General features: G+C 46.7%; 26 protein-coding genes. 19 read left to right on the top strand and 7 right to left on the bottom strand.

Annotated features, from left to right (window positions below; translation table 11 throughout):
• Positions 1-68: 68 nt before the first annotated feature.
• Positions 69-851, top strand: a complete 783-nt coding sequence (locus N288_RS12260) for a YqcI/YcgG family protein (protein WP_009793615.1) — start codon at positions 69-71, stop codon at positions 849-851.
• A gap of 21 nt (positions 852-872) precedes the next feature.
• Here N288_RS12260 and N288_RS12255 read toward each other — a convergent pair whose 3' ends face one another.
• The gene (locus N288_RS12255) at positions 873-1844 is read right to left on the bottom strand and encodes a DMT family transporter (protein WP_009793616.1); all 972 of its coding nucleotides are present in this window, start codon (positions 1842-1844) and stop codon (positions 873-875) included.
• A 201-nt stretch (positions 1845-2045) separates the two neighbouring features.
• Here N288_RS12255 and N288_RS12250 point away from each other — a divergent pair, with 201 nt between their 5' ends.
• The gene (locus tag N288_RS12250; RefSeq protein WP_022543908.1) at positions 2046-2687 is read left to right on the top strand and encodes a DUF6944 family repetitive protein; all 642 of its coding nucleotides are present in this window, start codon (positions 2046-2048) and stop codon (positions 2685-2687) included.
• 55 nt (positions 2688-2742) lie between these two features.
• On the opposite strand, the gene trhA is transcribed toward N288_RS12250, so the two are convergent.
• Entirely contained in the window at positions 2743-3390 is a 648-nt protein-coding gene (gene trhA / locus N288_RS12245; protein ID WP_009793619.1) for a PAQR family membrane homeostasis protein TrhA, read from the bottom strand.
• A 143-nt stretch (positions 3391-3533) separates the two neighbouring features.
• On the opposite strand from trhA, the gene N288_RS12240 reads away from it, so the two are divergent.
• Genes N288_RS12240 through N288_RS12225 form a run of 4 tightly spaced genes read left to right on the top strand, consistent with a single transcriptional unit; the run spans position 3534 to position 6115 of the window.
• Entirely contained in the window at positions 3534-4124 is a 591-nt protein-coding gene (locus tag N288_RS12240) for a DUF1836 domain-containing protein (RefSeq protein WP_009793620.1), read from the top strand.
• A gap of 46 nt (positions 4125-4170) precedes the next feature.
• Entirely contained in the window at positions 4171-5139 is a 969-nt protein-coding gene (locus N288_RS12235) for a bile acid:sodium symporter family protein (protein ID WP_009793621.1), read from the top strand.
• Positions 5140-5159: 20 nt separating this feature from the next.
• On the top strand, positions 5160-5354 hold the full coding sequence (locus N288_RS12230) for a hypothetical protein (protein WP_009793622.1): 195 nt from the start codon (positions 5160-5162) through the stop codon (positions 5352-5354).
• A 17-nt stretch (positions 5355-5371) separates the two neighbouring features.
• Positions 5372-6115 (top strand): DUF2161 domain-containing phosphodiesterase, encoded by a 744-nt coding sequence (locus tag N288_RS12225; RefSeq protein ID WP_009793623.1) that lies wholly within the window; start codon positions 5372-5374, stop codon positions 6113-6115.
• Between the two features lie 836 nt (positions 6116-6951).
• On the opposite strand, the gene N288_RS25150 is transcribed toward N288_RS12225, so the two are convergent.
• Positions 6952-7101 (bottom strand): hypothetical protein, encoded by a 150-nt coding sequence (locus N288_RS25150; RefSeq protein ID WP_022543907.1) that lies wholly within the window; start codon positions 7099-7101, stop codon positions 6952-6954.
• A gap of 125 nt (positions 7102-7226) precedes the next feature.
• Here N288_RS25150 and N288_RS12220 point away from each other — a divergent pair, with 125 nt between their 5' ends.
• The 11 genes from N288_RS12220 (at position 7227) to N288_RS12175 (ending at position 15335) form a co-directional block, all read left to right on the top strand.
• Entirely contained in the window at positions 7227-8606 is a 1380-nt protein-coding gene (locus N288_RS12220; protein ID WP_009793625.1) for an amino acid permease, read from the top strand.
• Between the two features lie 74 nt (positions 8607-8680).
• On the top strand, positions 8681-9118 hold the full coding sequence (locus N288_RS12215) for a GNAT family N-acetyltransferase (protein WP_009793626.1): 438 nt from the start codon (positions 8681-8683) through the stop codon (positions 9116-9118).
• A 352-nt stretch (positions 9119-9470) separates the two neighbouring features.
• On the top strand, positions 9471-10286 hold the full coding sequence (locus N288_RS12210) for a lipid II flippase Amj family protein (protein ID WP_009793629.1): 816 nt from the start codon (positions 9471-9473) through the stop codon (positions 10284-10286).
• A 42-nt stretch (positions 10287-10328) separates the two neighbouring features.
• Complete coding sequence (locus tag N288_RS12205) at positions 10329-10802, top strand: NUDIX hydrolase (protein ID WP_022543905.1); 474 nt, start codon at positions 10329-10331, stop codon at positions 10800-10802.
• 105 nt (positions 10803-10907) lie between these two features.
• Positions 10908-12476 carry a DEAD/DEAH box helicase gene (locus N288_RS12200; protein WP_022543904.1) on the top strand — a complete coding sequence of 523 codons (1569 nt, stop codon included), beginning with the start codon at positions 10908-10910 and terminating at the stop codon, positions 12474-12476.
• 287 nt (positions 12477-12763) lie between these two features.
• On the top strand, positions 12764-13288 hold the full coding sequence (locus tag N288_RS12195) for a sigma-70 family RNA polymerase sigma factor (RefSeq protein ID WP_022543903.1): 525 nt from the start codon (positions 12764-12766) through the stop codon (positions 13286-13288).
• A complete protein-coding gene (locus tag N288_RS12190; RefSeq protein ID WP_009793633.1) occupies positions 13281-13601 on the top strand; it encodes a hypothetical protein in 321 nt (106 codons plus the stop codon). Before N288_RS12195 ends, N288_RS12190 begins: the two co-directional genes overlap by 8 nt.
• A 35-nt stretch (positions 13602-13636) precedes the next feature.
• The gene (locus N288_RS12185; protein WP_009793634.1) at positions 13637-13897 is read left to right on the top strand and encodes a hypothetical protein; all 261 of its coding nucleotides are present in this window, start codon (positions 13637-13639) and stop codon (positions 13895-13897) included.
• A 39-nt stretch (positions 13898-13936) separates the two neighbouring features.
• Complete coding sequence (locus N288_RS25145; protein WP_009793635.1) at positions 13937-14104, top strand: hypothetical protein; 168 nt, start codon at positions 13937-13939, stop codon at positions 14102-14104.
• A gap of 66 nt (positions 14105-14170) precedes the next feature.
• The gene (locus tag N288_RS12180) at positions 14171-14731 is read left to right on the top strand and encodes a nucleotidyltransferase domain-containing protein (protein WP_009793636.1); all 561 of its coding nucleotides are present in this window, start codon (positions 14171-14173) and stop codon (positions 14729-14731) included.
• Between the two features lie 61 nt (positions 14732-14792).
• Positions 14793-15335, top strand: coding sequence for an isochorismatase family protein (locus N288_RS12175; RefSeq protein WP_009793637.1), 543 nt, complete (start codon positions 14793-14795; stop codon positions 15333-15335).
• Between the two features lie 39 nt (positions 15336-15374).
• On the opposite strand, the gene N288_RS12170 is transcribed toward N288_RS12175, so the two are convergent.
• Both N288_RS12170 and N288_RS12165 read right to left on the bottom strand, forming a co-directional pair.
• A complete protein-coding gene (locus tag N288_RS12170) occupies positions 15375-16583 on the bottom strand; it encodes a cytochrome P450 family protein (protein WP_009793638.1) in 1209 nt (402 codons plus the stop codon).
• Positions 16584-16715: 132 nt separating this feature from the next.
• Complete coding sequence (locus N288_RS12165) at positions 16716-17639, bottom strand: MerR family transcriptional regulator (RefSeq protein ID WP_022543902.1); 924 nt, start codon at positions 17637-17639, stop codon at positions 16716-16718.
• 361 nt (positions 17640-18000) lie between these two features.
• On the opposite strand from N288_RS12165, the gene N288_RS12160 reads away from it, so the two are divergent.
• Complete coding sequence (locus N288_RS12160; protein ID WP_022543901.1) at positions 18001-18747, top strand: C39 family peptidase; 747 nt, start codon at positions 18001-18003, stop codon at positions 18745-18747.
• 698 nt (positions 18748-19445) lie between these two features.
• Here N288_RS12160 and N288_RS12155 read toward each other — a convergent pair.
• A complete protein-coding gene (locus N288_RS12155; protein ID WP_009793641.1) occupies positions 19446-20534 on the bottom strand; it encodes an AbrB family transcriptional regulator in 1089 nt (362 codons plus the stop codon).
• Positions 20535-21004: 470 nt separating this feature from the next.
• On the opposite strand from N288_RS12155, the gene N288_RS12150 reads away from it, so the two are divergent.
• The gene (locus tag N288_RS12150) at positions 21005-21709 is read left to right on the top strand and encodes a response regulator transcription factor (RefSeq protein ID WP_009793643.1); all 705 of its coding nucleotides are present in this window, start codon (positions 21005-21007) and stop codon (positions 21707-21709) included.
• Here the strand turns inward: N288_RS12150 and N288_RS24720 are convergent.
• Complete coding sequence (locus tag N288_RS24720; protein ID WP_009793644.1) at positions 21696-21839, bottom strand: anti-repressor SinI family protein; 144 nt, start codon at positions 21837-21839, stop codon at positions 21696-21698. The two genes, N288_RS12150 and N288_RS24720, sit on opposite strands and share 14 nt — an antisense overlap.
• Positions 21840-21891: the final 52 nt, after the last annotated feature.

Genomic DNA, 21891 nt, shown 5'->3' with positions numbered 1-21891 from the left:
GTTTTCCGCTGTACAAACCCATTTACGGCCCATCCTGAATAAGATGAAAAAGCAAACAGGAGGCAGGGATGATCATGCAATTAATCAGCGACATATCCGGCTTAAAAAAAACAGACTGCTGGGAAGAAGATGCACTGAGGGCATTCCAGGCAAAGCTGGGCAATAAAAAAGACCGATTCCCCTGTATCCCGGCTACCCAGGGTCATGCCCTTCAGCAGCTGCGCTATGGATTTGCCGGAGATCCGCGGAATATTTCTTCAGCAGGCGAATTGGCAGAAATGATGAGGGAGTTTACAGTACTTTCAAGGAGCTTTGGCAGTTATACTTCGCTCATTGTCTTTTTTGAAACAAATGAACAGCTGGCTGAGCAGGGGACGGTGGAGGAGTTTGAAACCCTTTTTTGGCAGCAGATGAACCTTTTGGCAGAAAGGGACAGGGAAAAATGGCCGGACCATATTCCAGAGGACCCTCACGATCCGCTTTGGGAGTTCTGCAGCCATGGAGAACAGTATTTCATGTATTGCGCCACACCTGCGCACGTAAAAAGGCAAAGCAGATATTTTCCCTATTTCATGCTTGCAATCACACCCCGCTGGGTGCTGGATGAGTTCAATTCGGCCCCGGAGCGTGCTTCTAAAGTAAAAAGCAAAATTCGCGATCGGCTGGCAGCTTACGACAGTATCGGAGCCCATCCTCATTTAAACAGTTATGGAAGCGATAATAATTATGAGTGGCAGCAATATTTCTTAAGGGATGATGACAGTGCACTTAGCAAATGCCCGTTCCACCGGATGCTTGCAGGGGATAAAAGCAATGATTTTTCAATAACAGAAAAAGGACGAGACAATTGAAATGTCTCGTCCTTTGGGTTTTCAAGCCTGTTTTTTAACAGGTGAAGCAGGAATTGCCAGAGAGGGCTTAGCCTTAGATTGCGAGAACCGGCTGTGCAGCACCATTCCGATTACAATGACCAGCAGTCCTGCTGAAGAAAGGGTGTCAGGAGACTGTGCAGAAAACAGGAGAACTTCACCTGCCATCACAAACAGCACCTGTGTCGACTGTGTCGCTTCCACTGCTGCAAGCCTTGATTGATCATGGCGCGCCCGGTCAGTTGCAATGAAAAACAAGGTTGTCGCAATAACGCCTGATGAAATGGCGACAATGAAGGTCTGCAAAAGCTGGCTTGAGGAAGGAAGTCCGGCACTTGCGTAGCCGGCACCTGCGATGATGAGCCAGAAAGGGAGGCTCGCCATTGTCATGCCCAGCACTCTTTGGAAGGTATCAAGCCTTCCTCCGCAAAGCTCCATCATTTTCCGGTTTCCGAGCGGGTAGGCAAAGGCTGCCACTACGACCGGCAGGATTCCTGCGGCCATTTCAGCAGGAGACAAAGTGTCTGCTTTCTGAAGCTGGATCAGGATGACACCAGCCAGTATGATAAGCGAAAAGCAAAGGGCCCTAAAGGGAATTTTATTTCTTTTTCCTTCAATGCTGCCTGAAGTAAATAAGGGGGCAAGCAGGGTGCCAGCGACGATCGTCAGCTGCCAGGAACCGGCAACAAGCCAGCCTGGCCCATAGCTTGCCGCATAGGTGATGGGGGCATAAAAAAGGACGAATCCAAAAAAGCTCCACAACAGCCACCAGAAAGGATGTTTCCTCATTTCTGCCCATAGCTGCTTTCCATTACCGCGCAAAGCTACAATGATGACAAGAAAAGGAACCATAAACATAAATCTTAGGGAGGAGCTCCAAAGCCAGCTCCCGCCTGCAAGCTCCATCGTTCTGTTCAGAATGAATGTGACCGCAAAAAACACGGAAGCAAGAATGCCGATCATTATTTCTTTCATAGCCAGCTCCTTTCTGGTCTAATTATCCCAATATACTGAATTTTATTCCCTATTATACTCTCCCCAAAAAAATATGGCTATAAGAAATAATAGCTTAAACTAAACAGAAAGCTGACCAGCTGAGCAGCTCTTGAATATACTGGTGAAAGGGCGGACATCTGCCCCCTGGTAAGCCAGCAGCAGAACAGGCGGGAATCTGTTATGAAAAATCAAAAAAAGGAGATTGCCGGTGCCTGGACACAGGCTGCCGGGACGATCATAGCCGCGATTGGTACGTCTGAATGGCTTGTTCTGGATGACAGCGCCGCCGAGGCACTGATTATTATAGGCAATGAATTGCAGGCTGCAGGAAGCGCTTTGGAGGCGGACGGACAAGACCGTCCTTCCTTGGAGAAAATAGGCAATGAACTGCAGGCGGCCGGCAATTTATCCGTAATTGCCGGACTAGTCTTAGATCCCGGAGAAGAAAGCGAGTTAAAGCTGGTCATTACAGGAAATCTGATTCAGGCACTCGGATCTCTTACTGTGCTTGGGGACGAACTGAATGATCCGACAGCAGAAGGGAGAACCTTTCAAATCATCGGCAGTTTCCTGCAGGCTATCGGCAATTCCCTTCAGGCCTTCGGCACATTGCTTTTCCTCAGCACCTTTCTAACACATCCGGACGCAGCAGTGAGGAATGACGGCAAATCGCTCGATACATCAGGAAGCTGGATTCAGGCTGCCGGTTCTGTTCTTTCAGCATTGGGGCAGACGCAGGAAGAGCTGTCTGAAATCTCATCAAAAGGCGAACAGGAATTTAAGGGTTTTGCCTTACTAAATAAACAGCATAAGTATAACTGAGGGCCTGGTGTAAAAGGCAATAAAAAAAGCCGACGGATAATCCGTTCAGCTTCGCTTACAGCACATAAAGGTAAACACTGAGAAAGTGGGCCATGCTGCCCATCATAATGAAGACATGGAAAATTTCGTGAAAGCCCATATGTTTGAATTCCAGGAACTTTGGCTTGACTGCATAGATGATGCCTCCAACCGTGTAGAAGATCCCACCAAGCAATAGAAGGAAAACGCCATGAAAGGACATGGCTTCTGAAAGCGGCGAGAAAGCCAATACAATGATCCAGCCCATTGCGATATACAGGACAGTTGAAAGCCATCTTGGGCAATTGAACCACACCATTTTGAAAATGACGCCGCAGACGGCTACAAGGGTGACAATGGAAAAAATGACCCAGCCTGTCGTCCCGTTCAGGCTCACTAGGCAGAAGGGAGTATAAGACCCGGCAATCAGAACAAAGATCATTGAGTGGTCAAGCCTGCGCAGGAAAGCGATTACCTTGTCCTTCGCAATCACCATATGATACGTGGCTGAAGCAGAATACAAAAGGATCATGCTGACGCCAAAGGCGATAGAGGATGCGATTGCAACGGCAGATGATGTGACCATCGAGGCTTTGATGACCATTGCCAGCAGACCGATGAACGACAGGATGGCGCCTGCAAGATGTGTGAGCCCGTTGATTGGCTCGCGGATATAAGAATTCATGACAATTCCCCCTTACATAACGATACGTAGTATTGATAACTACTTATCATAATATAACGATTATCCCTTCCCGTCAACAAATAGTTCTCACTTATGGTAAAATAAAGGAAGCGTACTACATAGAAAGCTAGAGGGTAAACAATATGGATAAAAACAATATAACAGAACTGATCGAATCCCTTGGCTTTGAAAGGCAGCTTTTGCCTGAAGAGCTTCCAAGCATTGATCTGTATATGGATCAGGTGATCCAGCTTTTTGAGAACACATTTGGTTCAGCCACCCGCAATGAAGGGGAAAAGGTCCTCACCAAAACGATGATCAACAATTATGCCAAAGGAAAGCTGTTTACCCCGGTCAAAAATAAAAAATACTCCCGTGAACAGCTTATGATGATCAGCCTCATCTATCAGCTTAAAGGCTCCCTGTCCATCCAGGATATCAAACAGACCCTGGATGGGGCGAATAATAATGCATTGAAAGGGAATCTCCGGATCGAGGAATTTTACAGCAGCTATCTCCAGCTGGCAGAACAGAATCTGGCCGGCTTTAAAGAAGATGTCCCGCTCCGCCGCCGCTTGGCCCGCGAACAGGCAGAAGAGCTGGAAGCAGGAAGCAGCGAGCTTGAACAAATCCTCCTGATTCTCTCGCTCGTCCATATGGGCAATATGTATAGAAGGACAGCTGAAAGGCTGATCGATGAACTAGGCGGAAATCCTCCAGCCCCAAAAGGGTAATACCCGTTCACCTTCTTTTTAAACCACAAAGGCCGGAGGAGAAATTATGCTGGATAAGCTAAACCGATTTTTACAAAAATTCATGCCGTTCATGACGCCTCTGGCGGTCCTTTTCGGCATTACATTTGCAGATCAGCTTCATCATCTTGTCTTTATCGTGCCATGGCTATTTGCTTTCATGACATTTTCCGGAAGTCTCGGCTCAAGCTTCAGCGATTTGAAGAAGGTCATTTTGCATCCGCTTCCGATCATCATCTGCCTGCTGCTCCTTCACCTGGTGATGCCGGCAGCAGCATTTGGCGCTGGAGCCCTGTTTTTCCCGGATGATGACTACACTAAGACAGGTTTGATCCTTTCCTTTGTCATTCCAACCGGCATCACCAGCCTCGTCTGGGTGACTCTTTATAGAGGCAAGACCTTCTTGACTTTATGCATCATTCTTGTCGACACTATGATTGCCCCGTTTGCAGTGCCATTCATTCTGCATCTCTTTGCAGGTGCATCGGTAGAAATGAATGCGGCCGATATGATGGGAGGGCTGATTTGGATGATTGTGCTCCCGTCCATTGCGGGGATGGCAGCCAACCAGCTGTCTAAAGGCACAGCCCCAAAAAAATTGAATCCATTCCTATCACCGTTTTCCAAAATAGGCATCGGGGTGGTGGTCGCCATCAACAGTTCAGCGATTGCCCCGTATCTTGAGACTCTGTCCAGCAAACTGGGGGGGATAGCAGCTGCTGTCCTTATGCTTTCTATCACTGCTTACCTCCTTGGTTTTCTTGCAGGGAGGGTCATGAAAGAAGAAACAGCAGGAATTATCTCGCTTACCTATAACAGCGGCATGAGAAACATCAGTGCAGGTGCCGTTCTGGCCATTGCCTATTTTCCGGCCCCGGTCGCAGTTCCGGTTATCATGGGCATGCTGTTTCAGCAGATTCTGGCTGCTTCGGCCGGCAGCCTCCTTAACCGCATGAATCATCAACAGAGGGAGATGCCGGTTACTAAAGCCGTTTAGTATAAAGGAGGCAAATAATAATGATCAATCGCCTTTCAAAAACAGGCAAGACACTCTATTTCCTTGGCATGGCCCTTTTTGCAGCTGGTTTTGCCGTCAATCCGCTGCTTGATATCGGGGATGTGCCGGAAGCTGTAAGCAATCTGTCCATACCTGTCATTATAGTAGGAATCCTCCTTATAGCGGCCTCGAACTTCTTTAAGAGAAACCATTAGACAGAAAGGCAGCAGCAATGAAAAACACAAATTTGAAAAGATATGAAGCAGATTTATACAGACCCATACAAAAGCATTTTTCTGCACTCGGCTACGAGGTTTATGGAGAAGTTCATGATTGTGATGTTGTGGCTGTGAAAGAAGAGGAGCTCATTATTGTTGAGCTGAAGCTCAATCTGACAGTCGAGCTGCTGGTGCAGGCGGCCAAAAGGCAAAAGCTGTCCGACCAGGTGTATATCGCGATCCCAAAGCCAAAGTACAGGATGCGCTCGAAAAAGTGGAATGATATCAGCCACCTCATCCGGCGGCTTGAGCTCGGCCTTATCTTAGTTTCTTTCCAGGCGGGCTCCGCCAAAATGGAGATTCAGATTGAACCGGGAGCATTCGACCGCAAAAAAAGCTCCCGCCTCAACAAGAAAAGGAAGGATAAATTGCTTTCTGAAATCAGCGGGCGGAACGGATTCTATAATGTTGGAGGAGTCACCCAGACAAAGATCATGACCGCCTATAAAGAAAATTGCATCCACATCGCGTGCTGCCTGAAGCGCTTTGGCCCCTTGTCGCCAAAGAAGCTCCGCGAAATGGGCACCGGTGATAAAACCCAATCAATCCTTCATAAAAACTACTACAGCTGGTTTGAAAGGATCAGCCGCGGAACCTATTCCCTGACAGAAAAAGGGAGGAAGGAGCTTGAAAGTCATCCTGATGTAGCAGGGTATTATTCCGGGGGACTGAGTTTTGTAAGTGAAGATAGCGATTAGTCATGGCCTTGATGGCTGTGGCTTTTTTGTTTGAACTGATAGTATTATTGGCTATGGCGGTTCTATGAGAAGGGAGGGGAAGTCAGGGCTGGTACATGACTCCCCATTCTAACGGGTTGTACTGTATTACATTGGGCTTCTGAGGTACATGAGCCGGCAGTGCAAGGGGAGTCCTGTATTCCGTCAGGCTCCTGGGATACATGACCCGGCCGTGCAAAGGGAAGTCATGTACTTCAACAGGCTCCTGGGATACATGACCCGGCCGTGCAAAGGGAAGTCCTGTACTTCAACAGGCTCCTGGGATACATGACCCGGCCTTGCAAAGGGGAGTCATGTACTTCAACAGGCTCCTGGGATACATGACCCGGCCGTGCAAAGGGAAGTCCTGTACTTCAACAGGCTCCTGGGATACATGGCCCGGCCGTGCAAAGGGAAGTCATGTACTTCAACAGGCTCCCGGGATACATGACCCGGCCGTGCAAAGGGGAGTCATGTACTTCATCAGGCTCCTAGGATACATGACCCGGCCGTGCAAAGGGAAGTCATGTACTTCAACAGGCTCCTGGGATACATGACCCGGCCGTGCAAAGGGAAGTCATGTACTTGAAAAGGCTCCTGGGATACATGACCCGGCCGTGCAAAGGGGAGTCATGTACTTCAACAGGCTCCTGGGATACATGACCCGGCCGTGCAAAGGGAAGTCATGTACCCCAACAGGCTCCTGAGATGCACGATCCGACTGCCAAAAGGGGAGTCATGACTCTATTCAGCCTGATTCCAGACTTACCTCAAAATGTCACTCCTCCTCCAGCCACGTAAAAAAGAAAAACAAGCCTTTAATTCACCTTTTGTCCGTTCTGAACCCTCATAATTAATTCCTCAATCCTCAGATGATGATAAATCGTCATTCCAATAATGATCAGGCTGAAAAAGCTTGAGAGAATAGCGCCTGCACCAATCATTTTCCTATTTTTATTCTCGAACACAAACAACACCTCCCTGATTCCATTTATTTCACCGGATTTTCTGGCCGAAGATTAGAAACGATAATCTTGTATAGTGTTTGTCGGATAAATGACAATAATTCATTTTTCTAAGAGGGAGGCAGAAAATGAGCAGTGCTAGTTGTGATCCAAGCAGTTCAGGAAAAGGAAGCAAGGGAGGGAAGGAAGGAAATCTGAAATGGTGGCAGCTGTCCTTGACAGGGGTTGGCTGTACAATCGGGACAGGCTATTTCCTGGCCTCAGCCATCGGCATTAAGATTACTGGCCCTTCCATCGTCTTTTCGTTCATACTGGCTGCACTTGGAACTTATATTGTTTTTAACCTGCTTGCAAAGATGACTGCAAAAGACCCGCAGGAAGGTTCATTCTGCTATTACGCAAAAAAGGCTTATGGAAAATGGGCCGGCTTCAGCTGCGGATGGAATTATTGGACATCCAATATCCTGATCATGGGCAGCCAGCTGACAGCCTTGTCCATATTGTCGCGTTTCTGGTTCCCGCATGTGCCTTTATGGGTATTTGCAGCCGGCTATGCCATTTTGTCCATCCTTGTTGTACTGACTGGTACAAAAGGCTTTGATAAGATAGAGGATATCCTGGCAGTCGTAAAAACGGCAGCCATCATCATGTTCATCATTCTGGCGGCAGCCGCCATGTTCGGCTGGCTGCACAGCGATGCGGACCGCCCTGGGATCCCGGACTCTGCAGGTGCTTTTTTTGAAGACGGCTTTAAAGGCTTCTGGTCTTCCCTTATTTATGCTTTCTATGCCTATGGGGGGATTGAAGTCATCGGGCTGATGGCCATGCAGCTGAAAAAGAAGGAAGATGCACCAAAGGCGGGGAGTGTGATGCTGATCCTCCTGGCATCTATTTATGTGATCTCTCTGGGGCTTGCTGTCGCGATGGTGCCGATTGATGCTTTCCATGAGAAAGAAAGCCCGTTCATTACGGCTTTGTCGAAAAATCATCTGCCATTCTTTCCGCATGTTTTTAACGGGGCAATCATCATTGCCGGGTTTTCAACCATGACTGCTTCACTCTTCGGAGTGACCAATCTTCTTGTGACACTGGCTAAGGATGGGGATGCACCGGCTTTCTTCGGAAAAAAAATCAAGAAAATGAAGGATCTGCCCCTGCCATCCCTGGGGCTGGCTTCTGTCGGGCTGCTGTTATCCATTATCACCGCCCTGCTTTTGCCGGGTAAGATTTATGAGTATATTACAACAGCGGCAGGGATACTGCTTCTATATAACTGGTTTTTTATCGTCATTTCTTCATTTAAGCTTCTCAAAGCGAAGATTTGGAGTAAATTGATGGGTTCGGCGGCACTGCTGCTGATCCTGGCAGCCGTCAGCGGCACTCTGCTTGAAAAGAATATCCGTCCCGGATTTTTCGTTAGCCTGGGCATCATTGCTTTAATCGCCATTGCGGTGATAATAATGAAGAAAAAGGTCTGGGATTCAAATCCAACTGAAAATACCGGCTGAAACAGGATTGTCGGCACCATGGGCATTTGTCCGGCATATATTATGCTGAAAGCAAATGAACGGGGTGCTGCCTTTTGTTTATACGAAAAGCAAATCGGGCTGAAACAGAACAGCTGCTATATACAACCGTGCATGTGATGGAGGAAAGCTCAATGGGGCATCTTCAGAATGATCCCCAAAAGGGATTGGGTGCATTTATTCCGGCGCTGCAGAGTGGGGCATTCTTTTATGTGGCAATCCATGATTACAATATCCTTGGCTGGCTGATGGCAGGAAGGGATACGAATCCTGTAAATGGAAACAATGCGGCATTTTTGTATTCTCTTTATGTGTTCCCGCCCTACAGAAAGCTTGGGGTTGGAAGGATGCTGATGTCCCACGCGGTAGAAGTGTTCAGGCGGGAGGGATATGAAAAGGTACAGCTGAATGTTTTTCAGGGAAATCCCGCCAAGAGGATGTACGAGAAAATTGGCTTTCATGATATATCAACAGTGATGGAAATGAAGTTTTAGGCTATGTTAAAGTCTATTGTTGATAAGATGATTCAATGGATCCTTGAGCAGCAAGCTTTAAAAATAAGCGGGAGTTTCTCCGCTTATTTTTGTGCCTGTCACCGATCCCCTCATTCAGGTCCGGGAAGGTCCGGTCCTTTTATGGGGTGGCGCGGATTTTTTTTTACATAGATTTTTCGATCGGGTCCGTCAGTTTAGCAAGCAATTCCTGCAAAATGGAACTTCCGCTAATCATGAAGTCCTATTTTTTATCAGTATTATAAACATGGAACTTTATAAAGCTAACTTTTAAAGATAATATTTCCCATCATCTTCCTTTTGGTTTAAAATAAAATAAAAAGGAGGGTGGAGCATGGCGGCTTTCATTACAGGAAAACTCCTTATCATAGCCCTGCTTCTGCTGGTCATCACGGCTGTAGAAACACTGGCTTATTCGGCAAGGCTGTCAGGGGCAAGGGTCGGCCTTATTGCCACTGCTTTGTCCCTTTTCAGCTCGATTGTCCTTATATCCAGGTTTTCCACTCTTTTTCAGCAGCCGATGACAGCAAAATTGGCCGATTTAGCTCCTGAAGGGGACAAGCTTGGCTTTCTGGAGGACCAATACCGATTCCTTTTATTCGTCTCATCTGCCGGGGTCGTGCTCGGCATAATGCTGTTCCCAACCTTCATCGGCATTTTTTCGAGGACCATTGTCCAGCTGTCGGAAGAAAAAGGATCATATATCAAAGTGCTGAAAAAAGGGTTTACAATAGCAAGCCTCAAAAAAACAGCTGCCTGCTTCCGTTTTCCGAGGCTCTCTTATCTGGACGGCATCACTTATCAGACGGTGCCTAAACGCTTGTTTGCCGTTAATGTCCTGATTTCCGGGATTTATACAGTGGGCATCCTTGCGGCACTGTATGCTTCGGCGCTGGCTCCTGAATACCAGGGGGCAGCCATGATGTCATCAGGCATCATCAATGGCTTCGCCACCATTATGCTGACCCTTTTTGTTGATCCGAAAGCGTCTATACTCGCCGACAGGGTCGCCAATAAAAAGGCCGGCTATGTGTATTTGAAGAGCTATTCACTGACCATGGTGACAAGTAAATTCGCCGGGACGCTTTTTGCACAGGCATTATTCTTGCCCGCTGCTTATTATGTTGCCTGGTTTTCTAAATGGATTTAGCAGGATGTTCATAGCTTGCCAAACTAATATAGGGGGAAAATCATGGGGTATATAATGGATTTAAGAAAGGTGGTAGGGACACGGCCGCTTATTGCTGCGGGAAGCAGTGTCCTGCTATTGGATGGAATGGACAGGCTGCTGCTGCAGCTGCGAAAGGATAACGGCTGCTGGGGCCTTCCAGGCGGATCGCTTGAGCCGGGAGAATCACTAGAAAGCACAGCACTCAGGGAGCTGAAGGAAGAGACAGGCTTTCATGCAGAAGATCTTTCATTTTTCAAAGTATATTCCGGCGAGCAATTATATTATAAGTATCCTCATGGCGACGAAGTTTATAATGTCATTGCTGCTTATATTTGCACGAAATACCACGGAACGGCTGAACCAGATCCTGAGGAAGCAGTGAAGGTCGAGTTTTTCCCGTTGGAGCAGCTGCCTGAGAATATCAGTCCTCCGGATAAGATAGTCATCAGTGACCTATTGAAAACTAAGCGTGCTATGCATTCTTCTGTCCTATAGAGGCCTCCCGGGTCTCTTTTTTCTTTTACGGTCCGATAAAGGTTGCTATTTGATGAAGCTATCGCAGATAATAGGAGTATTGTCCAAAAGAAAGCAGGGATTAGATTGAATTTTAAACATCTTGGGATTTCAGATCCTCTTATACATAAACTGGCCGCCCAGGGAATCGATGAACCGACAGCTGTCCAGGAAAAAGCGATTCCAATCGTATTGGAAGGCAGGGATATCATCGCCCAGGCACAGACAGGCACAGGAAAAACGCTGGCGTTCATTCTTCCCATCCTGGAAAAAATTGATCCTTCAAATGGAAGCACGCAGGCATTGATTGTCACGCCGACAAGAGAGCTCGCCCTGCAAATCACATCCGAAGTGAAAAAGCTGATCGAAGACATGCCTGACTTGAATGTGCTGGCCGTGTACGGGGGCCAGGATGTCGAGAAACAGCTGCACAAGCTGCAAAGACAGACACAGATTGTAGTGGCCACGCCTGGCCGCCTTCTTGATCATCTCAGGAGGGGGACTGTCCAGCTTGATGAGGTATCGTTCCTTGTTCTTGATGAAGCAGACCAGATGCTGCATATCGGTTTTCTAAATGAGATGGAACTGATTATCAGCCAGACACCTGCTTCAAGGCAGACGATGCTGTTTTCAGCCACCATGCCTGACGATATCAGGAAATTGTCCAAAAAGCATCTGAAGGAGCCGGAGAGCATACGCATTGAAAAAACATTTGTTCCCGAAAAAGCTATCGAGCAGCTGGCTATTTTTACGACAGACCGAGCCAAGCAGAATGCCCTTATCAGCAGGATCAGGGAAGACAGGCCATTCTTGGCGATCATATTCTGCCGGACGATCCGCAGGGCCACAAAATTATACGATGCCTTGAAGTCCCAGCGGTTCTCATGCGAAGAACTTCATGGGGATCTTACCCAGGCGAAACGTGAAAAAGTCATGAAGAAGTTTCGTAATGCTGAAATCCAGTTTCTGATCGCAACCGATGTAGCGGCCAGGGGCCTTGATGTGGAGGGCGTGACACATGTATACAATTATGACATCCCCCAGGACAGCGAAAGCTATGTCCACCGCATCGGCCGCACCGGGCGGGCAGGCAAAGACGGGCTTGCTGTCACTTTCTACGCAGAAAAAGATGAGGCGGCTTTAAAAGCGATCGAGCAGGAGCTGAATATAAGACTGCCTAAAGAAGAAAGCACTGCGACTGCCAATACAACAGCTGATGGGGAAAAAAGCAGCAGTGGAGATAAACCTAAAAATCGTTCTGACAGGGACCGCAGGGCTGGCGGCGCTGAATCACGGAGAAGGACTGGCGGCCGGACGGAAGGGCGGGGTAGCCGGGAAGTCCGCAGCACCCGATCAGGGGAGAGGCGCAACCGTTCGAGTGAAGGACGCAGAGCCGATGGCGAAATCCGCAGCTATACACATGACGAGCGGAGAGAGAATGGCCGCCGATCAGGGGACAGGCGCTCTCTTAGTGATGGCCGGAGATCGTCAGGTGGGCGATCTGCTGAAAGAAACCCAAGGCCTAATGGCATACGCTCAAGCGGGGAGCGGAGCCGTGACAGCCAGCGCTCCAGAAGTTCAGATGGAACAGGCGGTCGCAGAGACCGGGGTCCAGCTTCAAATGGAAGCCGGGGACCTGGCCGCGGCAGGAGGTAATGAGAGAAGGCCGAAATTGGGCCTTCTTTTTTTATGAACATTTTTTTGCACCATTCTCACCTTTCATTTAATATATTGCTCAAAATACTTGCATCGGATATCTTTTCTCCTAAACGGCTGAAGCTCAGGCCTGCCTAGGCCTGGGACTGATTAGAAATCGGGAATACCATTTGCCCAAAAAGCTCCTTTTTTCTCCAATTTCCATAAGTAATTAAGCCCAATTTAGATAAAAAATGGAACCTTTGCATTCGAAAAAATGTCTAATGTGCAAAGGGAGGAAGATAAATGTGTTTTCAGAAAAAGACATTATTCTTGCCAAAAAAGGAAATGAGGAATCTTTCGTCAGACTGATCGAATCTTGCGAACTATCGCTTTACCGGGTGGCGCGAGGCCTGCTGTCCAATGATAATGATTGTGCAGATGCCATTCAGGAAACGATCCTGAAGAGCTTCCGCAGCATCCGCAAACTGAAGCAGCCCAAATATTTTAAAACCTGGATCACGCGCATCCTCATCAATGAGTGCCATAACATCCTGAGAAAAAAACAAACAGTCGTGCCTGTGGAGGATATTGAATATTATCTATCAGACCGGTTTCTCGGCGATCCGGCCCAAAGCATTAGCGAAGCAATCGGTGAGCTGGATGAAAAACACCGTGCACCAGTCATCCTTTACTATTATGAGGATTTCTCCGTCAAGGAAATTGCAGAGCTGCTGGAAATCAGCACAGGAACAGTAAAATCAAGGCTGAACCGGGCAAGGGCCAAATTGTCTGTCTATCTTTCTGAGGAGAGGGGGATCGGCAATGCATGATAAATGCAAGGATGAACAGCTGAAAAGAATTCTGCAAAATGAGCCGTCATATCTGCCGCACTCTATCAAGCAACAAATACACTTCACTTTATACCGCCTTCCCAAACAAAACAGGACCCTATCCATTGTGATGCATTATCTAATGTACGGAGCAATTTTTGTCCTGGCCGCACTTATATTTCTATTCTTTTTCCTTTGGAACGCTGAAAAAACTAAACAAACAGCCTATGAAGAGAGCTATAACAGAATTTTGGATGCAGAAACCTATTTCTTTTGCCAAAAAGGAGGGAATGACATGCACCAGCCCGAATAAAGAGACAAACTGCCTTAAAAAAGGGAGTGCTGTAAATGAAAGCTGTCCTGCTAATCTTCTTGACTATTTTAGGCTTAGCATTGTCCTGTAAAGGCATAGAGCTTATGCACCTAGGGACAGATGTTGATGGTGACGGGATCGGCATACAATTCCTGGGCTTTGAAATGGCTGACAGCCTTTCCGAACAAAACATTCCAAAAGCTGCCGCAGCCTTTCTTGCAGCTGGAGTCCTGCTGGTGCTGTATGGCATTATTTCAGCATTATGTTTAAAAAGACCGTCTGAGCGGAAAAAATGACAACAAAGAGTTACTGAACAACGAAAGGCAGGTAATTCTATGACAAAGGAAGGTCTGATGGATCTCAGCCTGATCATTTTTTTCAGTGCCCTGGCTATATGTTTGATTTTTCAAGGTTCCTGGCTTGCCGGCACTGCGTTTTTCTTCATGCTGGTTTCCAGCATAACCACTTTGGGAAGCTTCTTTCTCAAAGAAAAAAGCCGCTAGTCCAGAAATCTGCCGGATGCAATCCATCCGGTTTTTTTCTTTGAAAGAAAGAGGAGGAATGGGCCAATGTTCCCGGAGTGTAAAAAAGCAGCTGGATGGATGGACGGATTTGAGAGGCCTTGGTTTGTTGCGGGCGGCTGGGCGATTGATCTTTTTATAGGGAAACAGACCAGGCCGCATGCAGATCTGGAAATCGGCATATTCCGGGAAGACCAGAAAGCTTTGAGGGACCAACTCGCAGATTGGGAGTTTCGCAAGGCTGTCAATGGGTCTCTCATCACCTGGAATGGAGAATACCTCAATCTTCCGGTACATGAAATTCACGCAGTAGATAGAGTACATAATCAACAGACGGAAATTCTCCTGAGCGAGCGTGAAGAAGGAAGGTGGATCTTCCGCCGCAACTTTGGGATTTCCTGCCCAGCTGCCGAAGCCATCCTGTTCACAGAAGATGATATCCCCTATCTAAACCCGCAAGTTGTACTTCTCTTCAAGCTGAAAGCCCGTCCCAAAGATCAAGCAGATTTTCATAGTGCGAGGGATTTTCTCAGCAAAGAACAAAGGTATTGGCTGAAGCAAGGCATCCGGCAAATGGACATTCATCACCCCTGGATTTCTTATTTATAGAAGGAGATTACGAATCTAATGATGAATTGGTAGAGGATTGCCAATTAGGGGGGGAGATAAAATGGAAGCATTGCTGGTGATAGATGTGCAGAATGGTATTGTTACGACAGGGGATTTTTCAGATGAACTGCAAAAAATGGAAAAAGTTATAATGGAATTTAAAGACAGGGGCAGACCGGTCATATTCCTTAAACATCTGGATGGAGTTGAAGAAAGCCCGCTGTATGAAAAAGGTGAAGGAGCTGAAATCATCGGGGAATTTGCCGATTATCCAGATTATGTGATTGACAAAAGGACCCCGAGTGCCTTTTTTGAGACGAATCTGGCAGAGCTGCTGCAGAAAATGGATGTCGAAAAGCTGGTGATCACCGGATTCAATACAGAATTCTGCTGTCTCTTTACAAGCATCAGCGCTTATGACAGGGGATATAAAGTAACTTTCATTGAAGATGCCACAGGCACTGTAAATAAAGATGAGACATATGAAATGCCCGGCCTTGATATCAAGGATTTTATCGGGACGGTCCTTCATTGGTCTGACGTTATCGAGGTGCTGGATTTTGAGGAATATGAAGAGATTTATTTGAAAGTGACAGAATCTTAAAGTGAAACAGCACCCTGACAGGGGTGCTGCTTTTAATTTTTATCTGACCCTCAAAGGAAGCTCTTTAACGCCTCTGACAATCATGCCAGGGCGCCACTCTAGCTCATCCGGTGAAGCATTCAGACCGATTTCCGGGAACCTTTCCAGCAGGGCTAGGATGGCTATCTCGCCTTCTAAACGAGCCAGTGGTGCACCGAGGCACAGGTGGATGCCCTTGCCAAAAGCAAGATGGGGGCTCTTCTCCCGCGTAATATCCAGTACGTCCGGATCCGCAAATTTCTCATCATCGCGATTGGCAGAATTCAGTGCAGCAATGACCAGCTCGCCTTTTCTGATCGTCTGCCCCTGGAATTCGACATCCTCTATTGCCCAGCGGGACGTGCTGTATTCTACAGGCCCATTGTAGCGCAGAAGTTCTTCTACGGCATTATGGATGAGTTCCGGTTTCTCCCTCAGAAGCTTTAGCTGATCTGGATTTTCAAGCAGGGACAGGATCCCGTTTCCGATCAGGTTGACGGTGGTTTCATGGCCCGCAATAATCAGCAGGGAGACGACGCCATACAATTCTTTTTCTGTCAGCTTATCCCCGCCTTCTTCAGCATTGATAAGCTGGCTGATCAAGTCATCACGCGGATTATCGCGCAAAAATGCAAACCATTCGCCCAGGTACTTGACAAATTCATTCATATGCTGCTGGATTTCATTCCAATTCTCGCCATTTGACCCTTCAATCAAAGAGTTGGACCAGATCCTGAACTTGTCCTGGTCTTCTGTTGGGACACCAAGGATTTCCGAAATGACGATGATCGGAAGGGGGAAAGCATAATCATCGATCAGGGTGATTTCTTCCTTGTTTTCCATCCTGTCCAGAAGCTGGTCTGCTATTTCCTTGATCCTGCCGCGCATGTTTTCAATCATCCTCGGAGTGAATGCTTTCTGGACCAGACCGCGAAGCCGTTTGTGGTCAGGAGGATCAGAGAAGAGCATATTCTCTGTAAAGATGCTCTCATGATCCATCTGGCCGCCGTAAAGTTTGGAAAAGTCCTTAATGAAGCGCTTGTCCTTCAATGCTGCAACTGCGTCTTCATATTTCGTAATGACCCAGCCTGTCTGTCCATCAGGCATGACGGTTTTATAGACTGGCTGTTCTTCTCTGAGCTTACGGTAGCCGGGATAAGGGTTTTGGATAAACTCTTTTGAAAAAATCCTGTATGCTTCCGGGTTGTCTTGATGGTTTCCATTAAACACGCTAATCGCTCCTTTGCTAGTACTAATGCATAAAATAAGCGTAGCATAAAGAGGATGTTAAAATATAACAATAACTGTCAGGCTGCAGAAATTTCGTGCCAATGTCTCAGATGATCAATCAGGAATATAGGCTTATTTCCAGAATTTCCAGCCTTTTTTTGCCTTTTCCTCTGCAGCAGCTGCCTGGCGGAAGCCGACGACAAAATCCTGGAAGATATCTTCTCGCTGTTTGATATCCACCCGATATTGCTCTCTCTCTTCATTCATGGCATGAAGATAGGCATCACGGTCCTTATTCAGTGTATCAATGAGGCTGGTAATCTCGTGATTCGTTATTTCCGCAGATTTTGAAATATAGTGGATCATCGTTTTGAATTCTTCAGAAGCCGCTTCCGAGGAATCCGACACACGTGCCGTCAATTGGCGGATCTGCTCAGAAGTGCCTTCCGAAGCCCTCGCAACCTCTTCTGAAAAAGCTCCGAATGTTTCGGAGGTATCTTCTGAAACCTGTTCGATTTTGTGAGACAGGCTTTTAAGCTGGGATTTCGTGCCTTCAGCTGTTTTATAAATAGAATCGGATATTGTTTTGACTGTGTGCACCGATCCCCTGGAAATCTCTTTTTTTACTTCTTCAAGCACTTCCTTTCGGATGCCATTCCTGATTTCAGCACGGATATCAGCAAGAAAGCTTTCTTTGTAGCTATCAAGGGCTTCCATAAAGAGTTCCATATCATTTACAGGATTCGCCTCAAGGCTTCTTGTAACGGCTGGAGGAGATGCCGGCAATGGGGCGGCATCTTCTTCGCCGCGCCCGTCCAGGTGGATCTGCATAAGATGGCGGATCATTTCCTTGCTGAGATTTTTCTCGCGCATCTCTTTAATTTTTCCCAATAGCTCAATTTCTGTATCAGTAAAAAAGCGCACCCCCTGCTTGGACCGGGGAATTACAAGAAGGCCATTCAAATCTTTTTCCCATTGCCGGAGTGTACCGGAAGGAACTCCTATTTTCTTTGATACCTCTTTAATCGTGTAAGCTTTCATAAATTGAGTTTCCATAAAAAACATCCTTTCAATTATATTGAATATAAAACATGATTTTACCTAACGTATTAGAGCCGCTTTTTATCATTGCCTGTTATATTCCGCAGTGCTGTCTTTTTTCCTGCCGTCTGACAAAAGCTCACAAAACTAGACGGAATCTATCATAGAAAGAGAAATTGCACGAAACTGGCAGAAAAAAGGGGAGGATGGCAGTATCAGCTGAGGCGCCCATATCTATACTTAACTGGAAAAGAAGGGAGGGATTGTGTCGAAAGGGTTAAGTTAACTTTAAAATTGAGGCAAATTTCTTGAAAGTCCCCTCTCCAGACTTAATAATAAAACTACTAGAATGTATGCAGCTAAGGAGAATTTGCAGATGAACAAAGCTTGGGGAATCGCTATTGCCGCCACAGTGGGTCTTTCTATTACTCTGGGAGGCTACCATTGGATGGATGCAGAAAACGAGCAGCCGGGAAAGGCCCTGGCAGCAGAATTACATAGTAAAGCAAAGAATGCGCCGATAACGAAGAATGAAATTATAAAGGAGGAAGTGATGCTGGATGTCCCATTGTTCAACCAAATGGCCGCCCCCCGGCTTTATAACGGCTGTGAGGTGACAAGCCTAGCCATGCTTATGAATTATAAAGGATATAAGGTTACGAAAAATGAATTGGCGGACAATATAGATACCGTCCCGCTCCGCTATAGTAACGGCAGCTATGGCAGCCCAAACACAGGGTTTGTGGGTGACATGGCCAACGGGCCTGGACTTGGCGTCTACAGCGGACCCATTCTCAAGCTGGCTCAGTCTTATGCCGGCGATAAGGCGGAAAACCTGACAGGCCGGGACTTTGAAGAAATCCTTAAAAAGGTTAGTGAGGGCTCGCCCGTATGGATTATAACAACGGCCAGTTTAACGCCGGCTGCTTCCTTTGAAAAATGGGACACGCCCGAGGGAGCGGTAGAGGTGACATTCAACATGCACAGTGTCGTGATCACTGGCTATGATGAGGATCATATCTATGTTAATGATCCTTATGGAACGAAAGACAGAAAGGCTGAAAAAGAAGCTTTCGCCGAAGCATGGAAGATGATGGGCAGCCACGCTGTAACTATAAATTAAAGCCCTGATCAGAGCGTTCTTGTAGAAATACTGTAAATGGCATATGTGTCAGCATACATTTCAGTGCATAAAACATATGGTTGTTTGATAAGACAGCACAACTAAAATGGCAAAGAAACAAGCACCCCAAATAGCACATTGGCAATGAAGATTGTATCGTGCCATTTAGGGTGTTATTTAACTTTCTTGAGAGTTTGATCTGCTCATACAATTACGATCGATCATAACAGATACAACAGCTGGGAAACTACAAAGTGAGTAACAAGTGACAGGCAATAAGGGGAGATTTTACTGTTAATTGCAGGTCAGAAGTCGTTTTTGGTTAAAATAAGAGGAGTTTTTCCCTCTATGCAAATAAAAGCAATCTATTTTTCGCGTTTTCGATTACATAAAAGGAATTTCTCCCTCTATAATAGGTGTTTTCAGTATAATTAGCAAAATAAGAGGAGTTTTTCCCTCTATAACACTCTATTGCAAAAAAACTGACTTCATTGTTTAAAAATCAAAAAGTTTAACGCAAATCACAGTTCAACCATTCAGCGATTGAGAGCGTTTACTGAATAAAGTCAAAAAAAAAATAAAAAGCCTGGGGACATTCCAGGCTTTTTTGGTGTGTTAATTACCCTGCTAATTACATTACGAAAACGCATGTTTATTGGGCTGTGATTTTTACATTATCTGAACTGCTATGGTCATAGTCAGGCCCTCTTTGCCGTTCTCTTGCGTGTCCGAAGGCGGAAATACCAGCGCAGTGCAGGGGGGACGGCGAAAAAGATAAAAAAGATCCGGAAAAGCTGATAGCCGGTGACTGTGGCCAGATCTGCATGAACCTCGTGTGCCAGGATTCCCATTTGGTCCATTCCTCCTGGAGCAAGGCTGAGAAAGCTGGTGGCAGATGAAAGATCGTACTCGAATGCCAGCAGGATACTTAATAAAAGGGATAAACCGATAAGCAGAGCGCCGCTTAAAAGGGCAAGTGAGATGGTTTTAGTTTTGTGATGGAGCTTTTCCGGCCTCATAAGGAGGCCGATATGGCCGCCGATGAAAAACTGGGACAGATCCAGCAGGGAAGGAGGAAGCGCAGGTCCTCTCGTAAAATATATCCCCATCAAAGCGGTTGCGACAATGGGGCCGAGCAGATAAGGTGTCGGCAGCCTTAACTTTTTCCCCAGATAAGCACCTGCCAGTGAAGCGAAGATAAAGGGTATGACAGCCGGAAACAAGGCACTCCATTGCGGTATTTCTTCCTGAAGGATAGCAGCAGGCCCCGCTTCTCCTGATAAAAGCGGACCTAATACTAAAAAAGGGACAAAGAAGACGATCATCAGCAGCCTTGCAACCTGCAGAAACGTAACTGTCGTCAAGTCAATCCCTTCTGATTCTTCTGCAAAAACAAGCATTTGCGAAAGCCCGCCAGGAATGCTTCCTGTAAGGACCGTCGGAAAATCAATTCCGGATATGCGGGAAACGATGACGGCAAGGAGGACCGAGAATGCAATGGTAAGCAGGGTCATGGCAAGCATGCTAGGCAGTTTTCCTGACATCTGGCTGACTGCATCCTTTGTGAATGTCAGACCGATGCTGTATCCGACCATGAGGATCCCTGCGTCCCTCAGCTTTCTTGGCCATTCCAGCTTGAAGGGGATGAACCGGCTGGCAGCAAGAATGGCCGTCAGACTGCCCAGCAGCCAGGGAATCGGCAGGTGAAGGAGAGTAAAAATTATACCGCCGGCAAGAGCGATGAAAAAAGCAGCCAGGAACCCCTTATTATTTGAAATGATTTGCATGTTGCAACCTTCTTTGTTTGTTTAGTTTTCCTAAATATATCTTACCATTTTTTTGCTGATACCCCAAGAAGTGCGGTTTCCTGCTGCAATCTTCAATAGAAAAAGCGCAAGCCATATGGCCTGCGCTTTCTGCTGCATAAGCAGCTAAGTTTCCCCTAGAGGGGCACGGAAGGTTCAGCTTTGGGGCCGAATCGGTTCTAAGTCCACCGATTAAGCACCAGGGTTCCTTGTGAACGGAAAACAAAAGAACCTTCCATTAAGATGCCAAAACCAGAAGTCGCTGCTAATCGATTCATCGTTTATCAGTCCCTTCGATAGATTGGCTTTCCTTCCTTTTTTACCCCGGGACCAGCTCATCAAACATATAAATCCTGCTGTCAGAAGATTTATACAATAAAACCTCTAATGAGTGCTATAATATATCAGTAGTGTTAATTTTTTCCTTGTGCTTAAAAAGGGGGAAGCGTGCTATGACTGGTGAATTAATTCTGCTGGTTGATGATGATCCTGACATTCAGAATATTCAAAAGGCTTATTTATCTAAGGAAGGCTTTAGGCTTGCCTTTGCAGCAACAGGTGCAGAGGCGGTGCAACTGGCAGGAAGCCTGGAGCCGGACTTGATCATCCTGGATGTGGCGCTGCCGGACATGGATGGATTTGAGGTTTGCCGCATCATCAGAACAAAGACAAAGGTTCCGATCCTTTTCCTTAGTGGAAGGGAAGATGATATAGATCAGATAATAGGTCACAGGATAGGCGGCGATGACTATATAACGAAACCGTTCAGCCCGCCAGTGCTCGTTGCAAAGGTAAAGAGCCATATTAGAAGATATAAAGAGCTGTCAGGAAGCCCAAAGGCTGCTAGTAATGGACGGGCATTAATATTTGGAGAGCTGGCTATTGACAGGGACTGCTGTGAAGTGACGAGGGAGGGAAAGCCCATCTCTCTGGCTGCAAAGGAATTTCAGCTGCTCTGCTGCCTCGCTGAAAATGCCGGCCGTGTCTTCAGTGCAGAGCATTTATTCGATTCCATTTGGGGAAAAGACAGCTTTGGGGATATCAGGACTGTTATGGTCCATATCAGCAATCTCCGCAAGAAAATCGAACAGGACCCGGCCCGGCCGGAATATATTATCACAGTCAGGGGCATGGGCTATAAATTCAATGGAGGTTGAGGTTTTTGGCGGATTTGAAGAATTCCCTGACTTCCTCAGCCGTCATGCCAAGCTTTCTTGCTTCTGCCATCAAACATATCCATTCATACAAATCCTGTTCATAAGAGAGCGTTTTCTCTTCCTTCTTCATACTTTACCTCCAGACCATTCTTCTCGTTGGCTATATTATAAAATGGAAAGTT

It is taken from the genome of Bacillus infantis NRRL B-14911, from assembly GCF_000473245.1.
GTDB classification, from domain to species: Bacteria; Bacillota; Bacilli; order Bacillales; family Cytobacillaceae; genus Bacillus_AB; species Bacillus_AB infantis.
Note: the sequence above shows the minus strand (reverse complement) of the source record. Positions and strands in the feature narration are given on the sequence as shown.

Excerpts from the sequence above, each read along its gene's own strand:
- N288_RS12225 (WP_009793623.1), top strand. The coding sequence starts at position 5,372 with ATGAAAAACACAAATTTGAAAAGATATGAAGCAGATTTATACAGACCC.
- N288_RS12250 (WP_022543908.1), top strand. The coding sequence starts at position 2,046 with ATGAAAAATCAAAAAAAGGAGATTGCCGGTGCCTGGACACAGGCTGCC.
- N288_RS12240 (WP_009793620.1), top strand. The coding sequence starts at position 3,534 with ATGGATAAAAACAATATAACAGAACTGATCGAATCCCTTGGCTTTGAA.
- N288_RS12180 (WP_009793636.1), top strand. The coding sequence starts at position 14,171 with ATGTTCCCGGAGTGTAAAAAAGCAGCTGGATGGATGGACGGATTTGAG.
- N288_RS12260 (WP_009793615.1), top strand. The coding sequence starts at position 69 with ATGATCATGCAATTAATCAGCGACATATCCGGCTTAAAAAAAACAGAC.
- N288_RS12230 (WP_009793622.1), top strand. The coding sequence starts at position 5,160 with ATGATCAATCGCCTTTCAAAAACAGGCAAGACACTCTATTTCCTTGGC.
- N288_RS12220 (WP_009793625.1), top strand. The coding sequence starts at position 7,227 with ATGAGCAGTGCTAGTTGTGATCCAAGCAGTTCAGGAAAAGGAAGCAAG.
- N288_RS12255 (WP_009793616.1), bottom strand. The coding sequence starts at position 1,844 with ATGAAAGAAATAATGATCGGCATTCTTGCTTCCGTGTTTTTTGCGGTC.
- trhA (WP_009793619.1), bottom strand. The coding sequence starts at position 3,390 with ATGAATTCTTATATCCGCGAGCCAATCAACGGGCTCACACATCTTGCA.
- N288_RS12185 (WP_009793634.1), top strand. The coding sequence starts at position 13,637 with ATGAAAGCTGTCCTGCTAATCTTCTTGACTATTTTAGGCTTAGCATTG.
- N288_RS12205 (WP_022543905.1), top strand. The coding sequence starts at position 10,329 with ATGGGGTATATAATGGATTTAAGAAAGGTGGTAGGGACACGGCCGCTT.
- N288_RS12160 (WP_022543901.1), top strand. The coding sequence starts at position 18,001 with ATGAACAAAGCTTGGGGAATCGCTATTGCCGCCACAGTGGGTCTTTCT.
- N288_RS12210 (WP_009793629.1), top strand. The coding sequence starts at position 9,471 with ATGGCGGCTTTCATTACAGGAAAACTCCTTATCATAGCCCTGCTTCTG.
- N288_RS12150 (WP_009793643.1), top strand. The coding sequence starts at position 21,005 with ATGACTGGTGAATTAATTCTGCTGGTTGATGATGATCCTGACATTCAG.
- N288_RS24720 (WP_009793644.1), bottom strand. The coding sequence starts at position 21,839 with ATGAAGAAGGAAGAGAAAACGCTCTCTTATGAACAGGATTTGTATGAA.
- N288_RS12165 (WP_022543902.1), bottom strand. The coding sequence starts at position 17,639 with ATGGAAACTCAATTTATGAAAGCTTACACGATTAAAGAGGTATCAAAG.
- N288_RS12190 (WP_009793633.1), top strand. The coding sequence starts at position 13,281 with ATGCATGATAAATGCAAGGATGAACAGCTGAAAAGAATTCTGCAAAAT.
- N288_RS12235 (WP_009793621.1), top strand. The coding sequence starts at position 4,171 with ATGCTGGATAAGCTAAACCGATTTTTACAAAAATTCATGCCGTTCATG.
- N288_RS12175 (WP_009793637.1), top strand. The coding sequence starts at position 14,793 with ATGGAAGCATTGCTGGTGATAGATGTGCAGAATGGTATTGTTACGACA.
- N288_RS12155 (WP_009793641.1), bottom strand. The coding sequence starts at position 20,534 with ATGCAAATCATTTCAAATAATAAGGGGTTCCTGGCTGCTTTTTTCATC.
- N288_RS25145 (WP_009793635.1), top strand. The coding sequence starts at position 13,937 with ATGACAAAGGAAGGTCTGATGGATCTCAGCCTGATCATTTTTTTCAGT.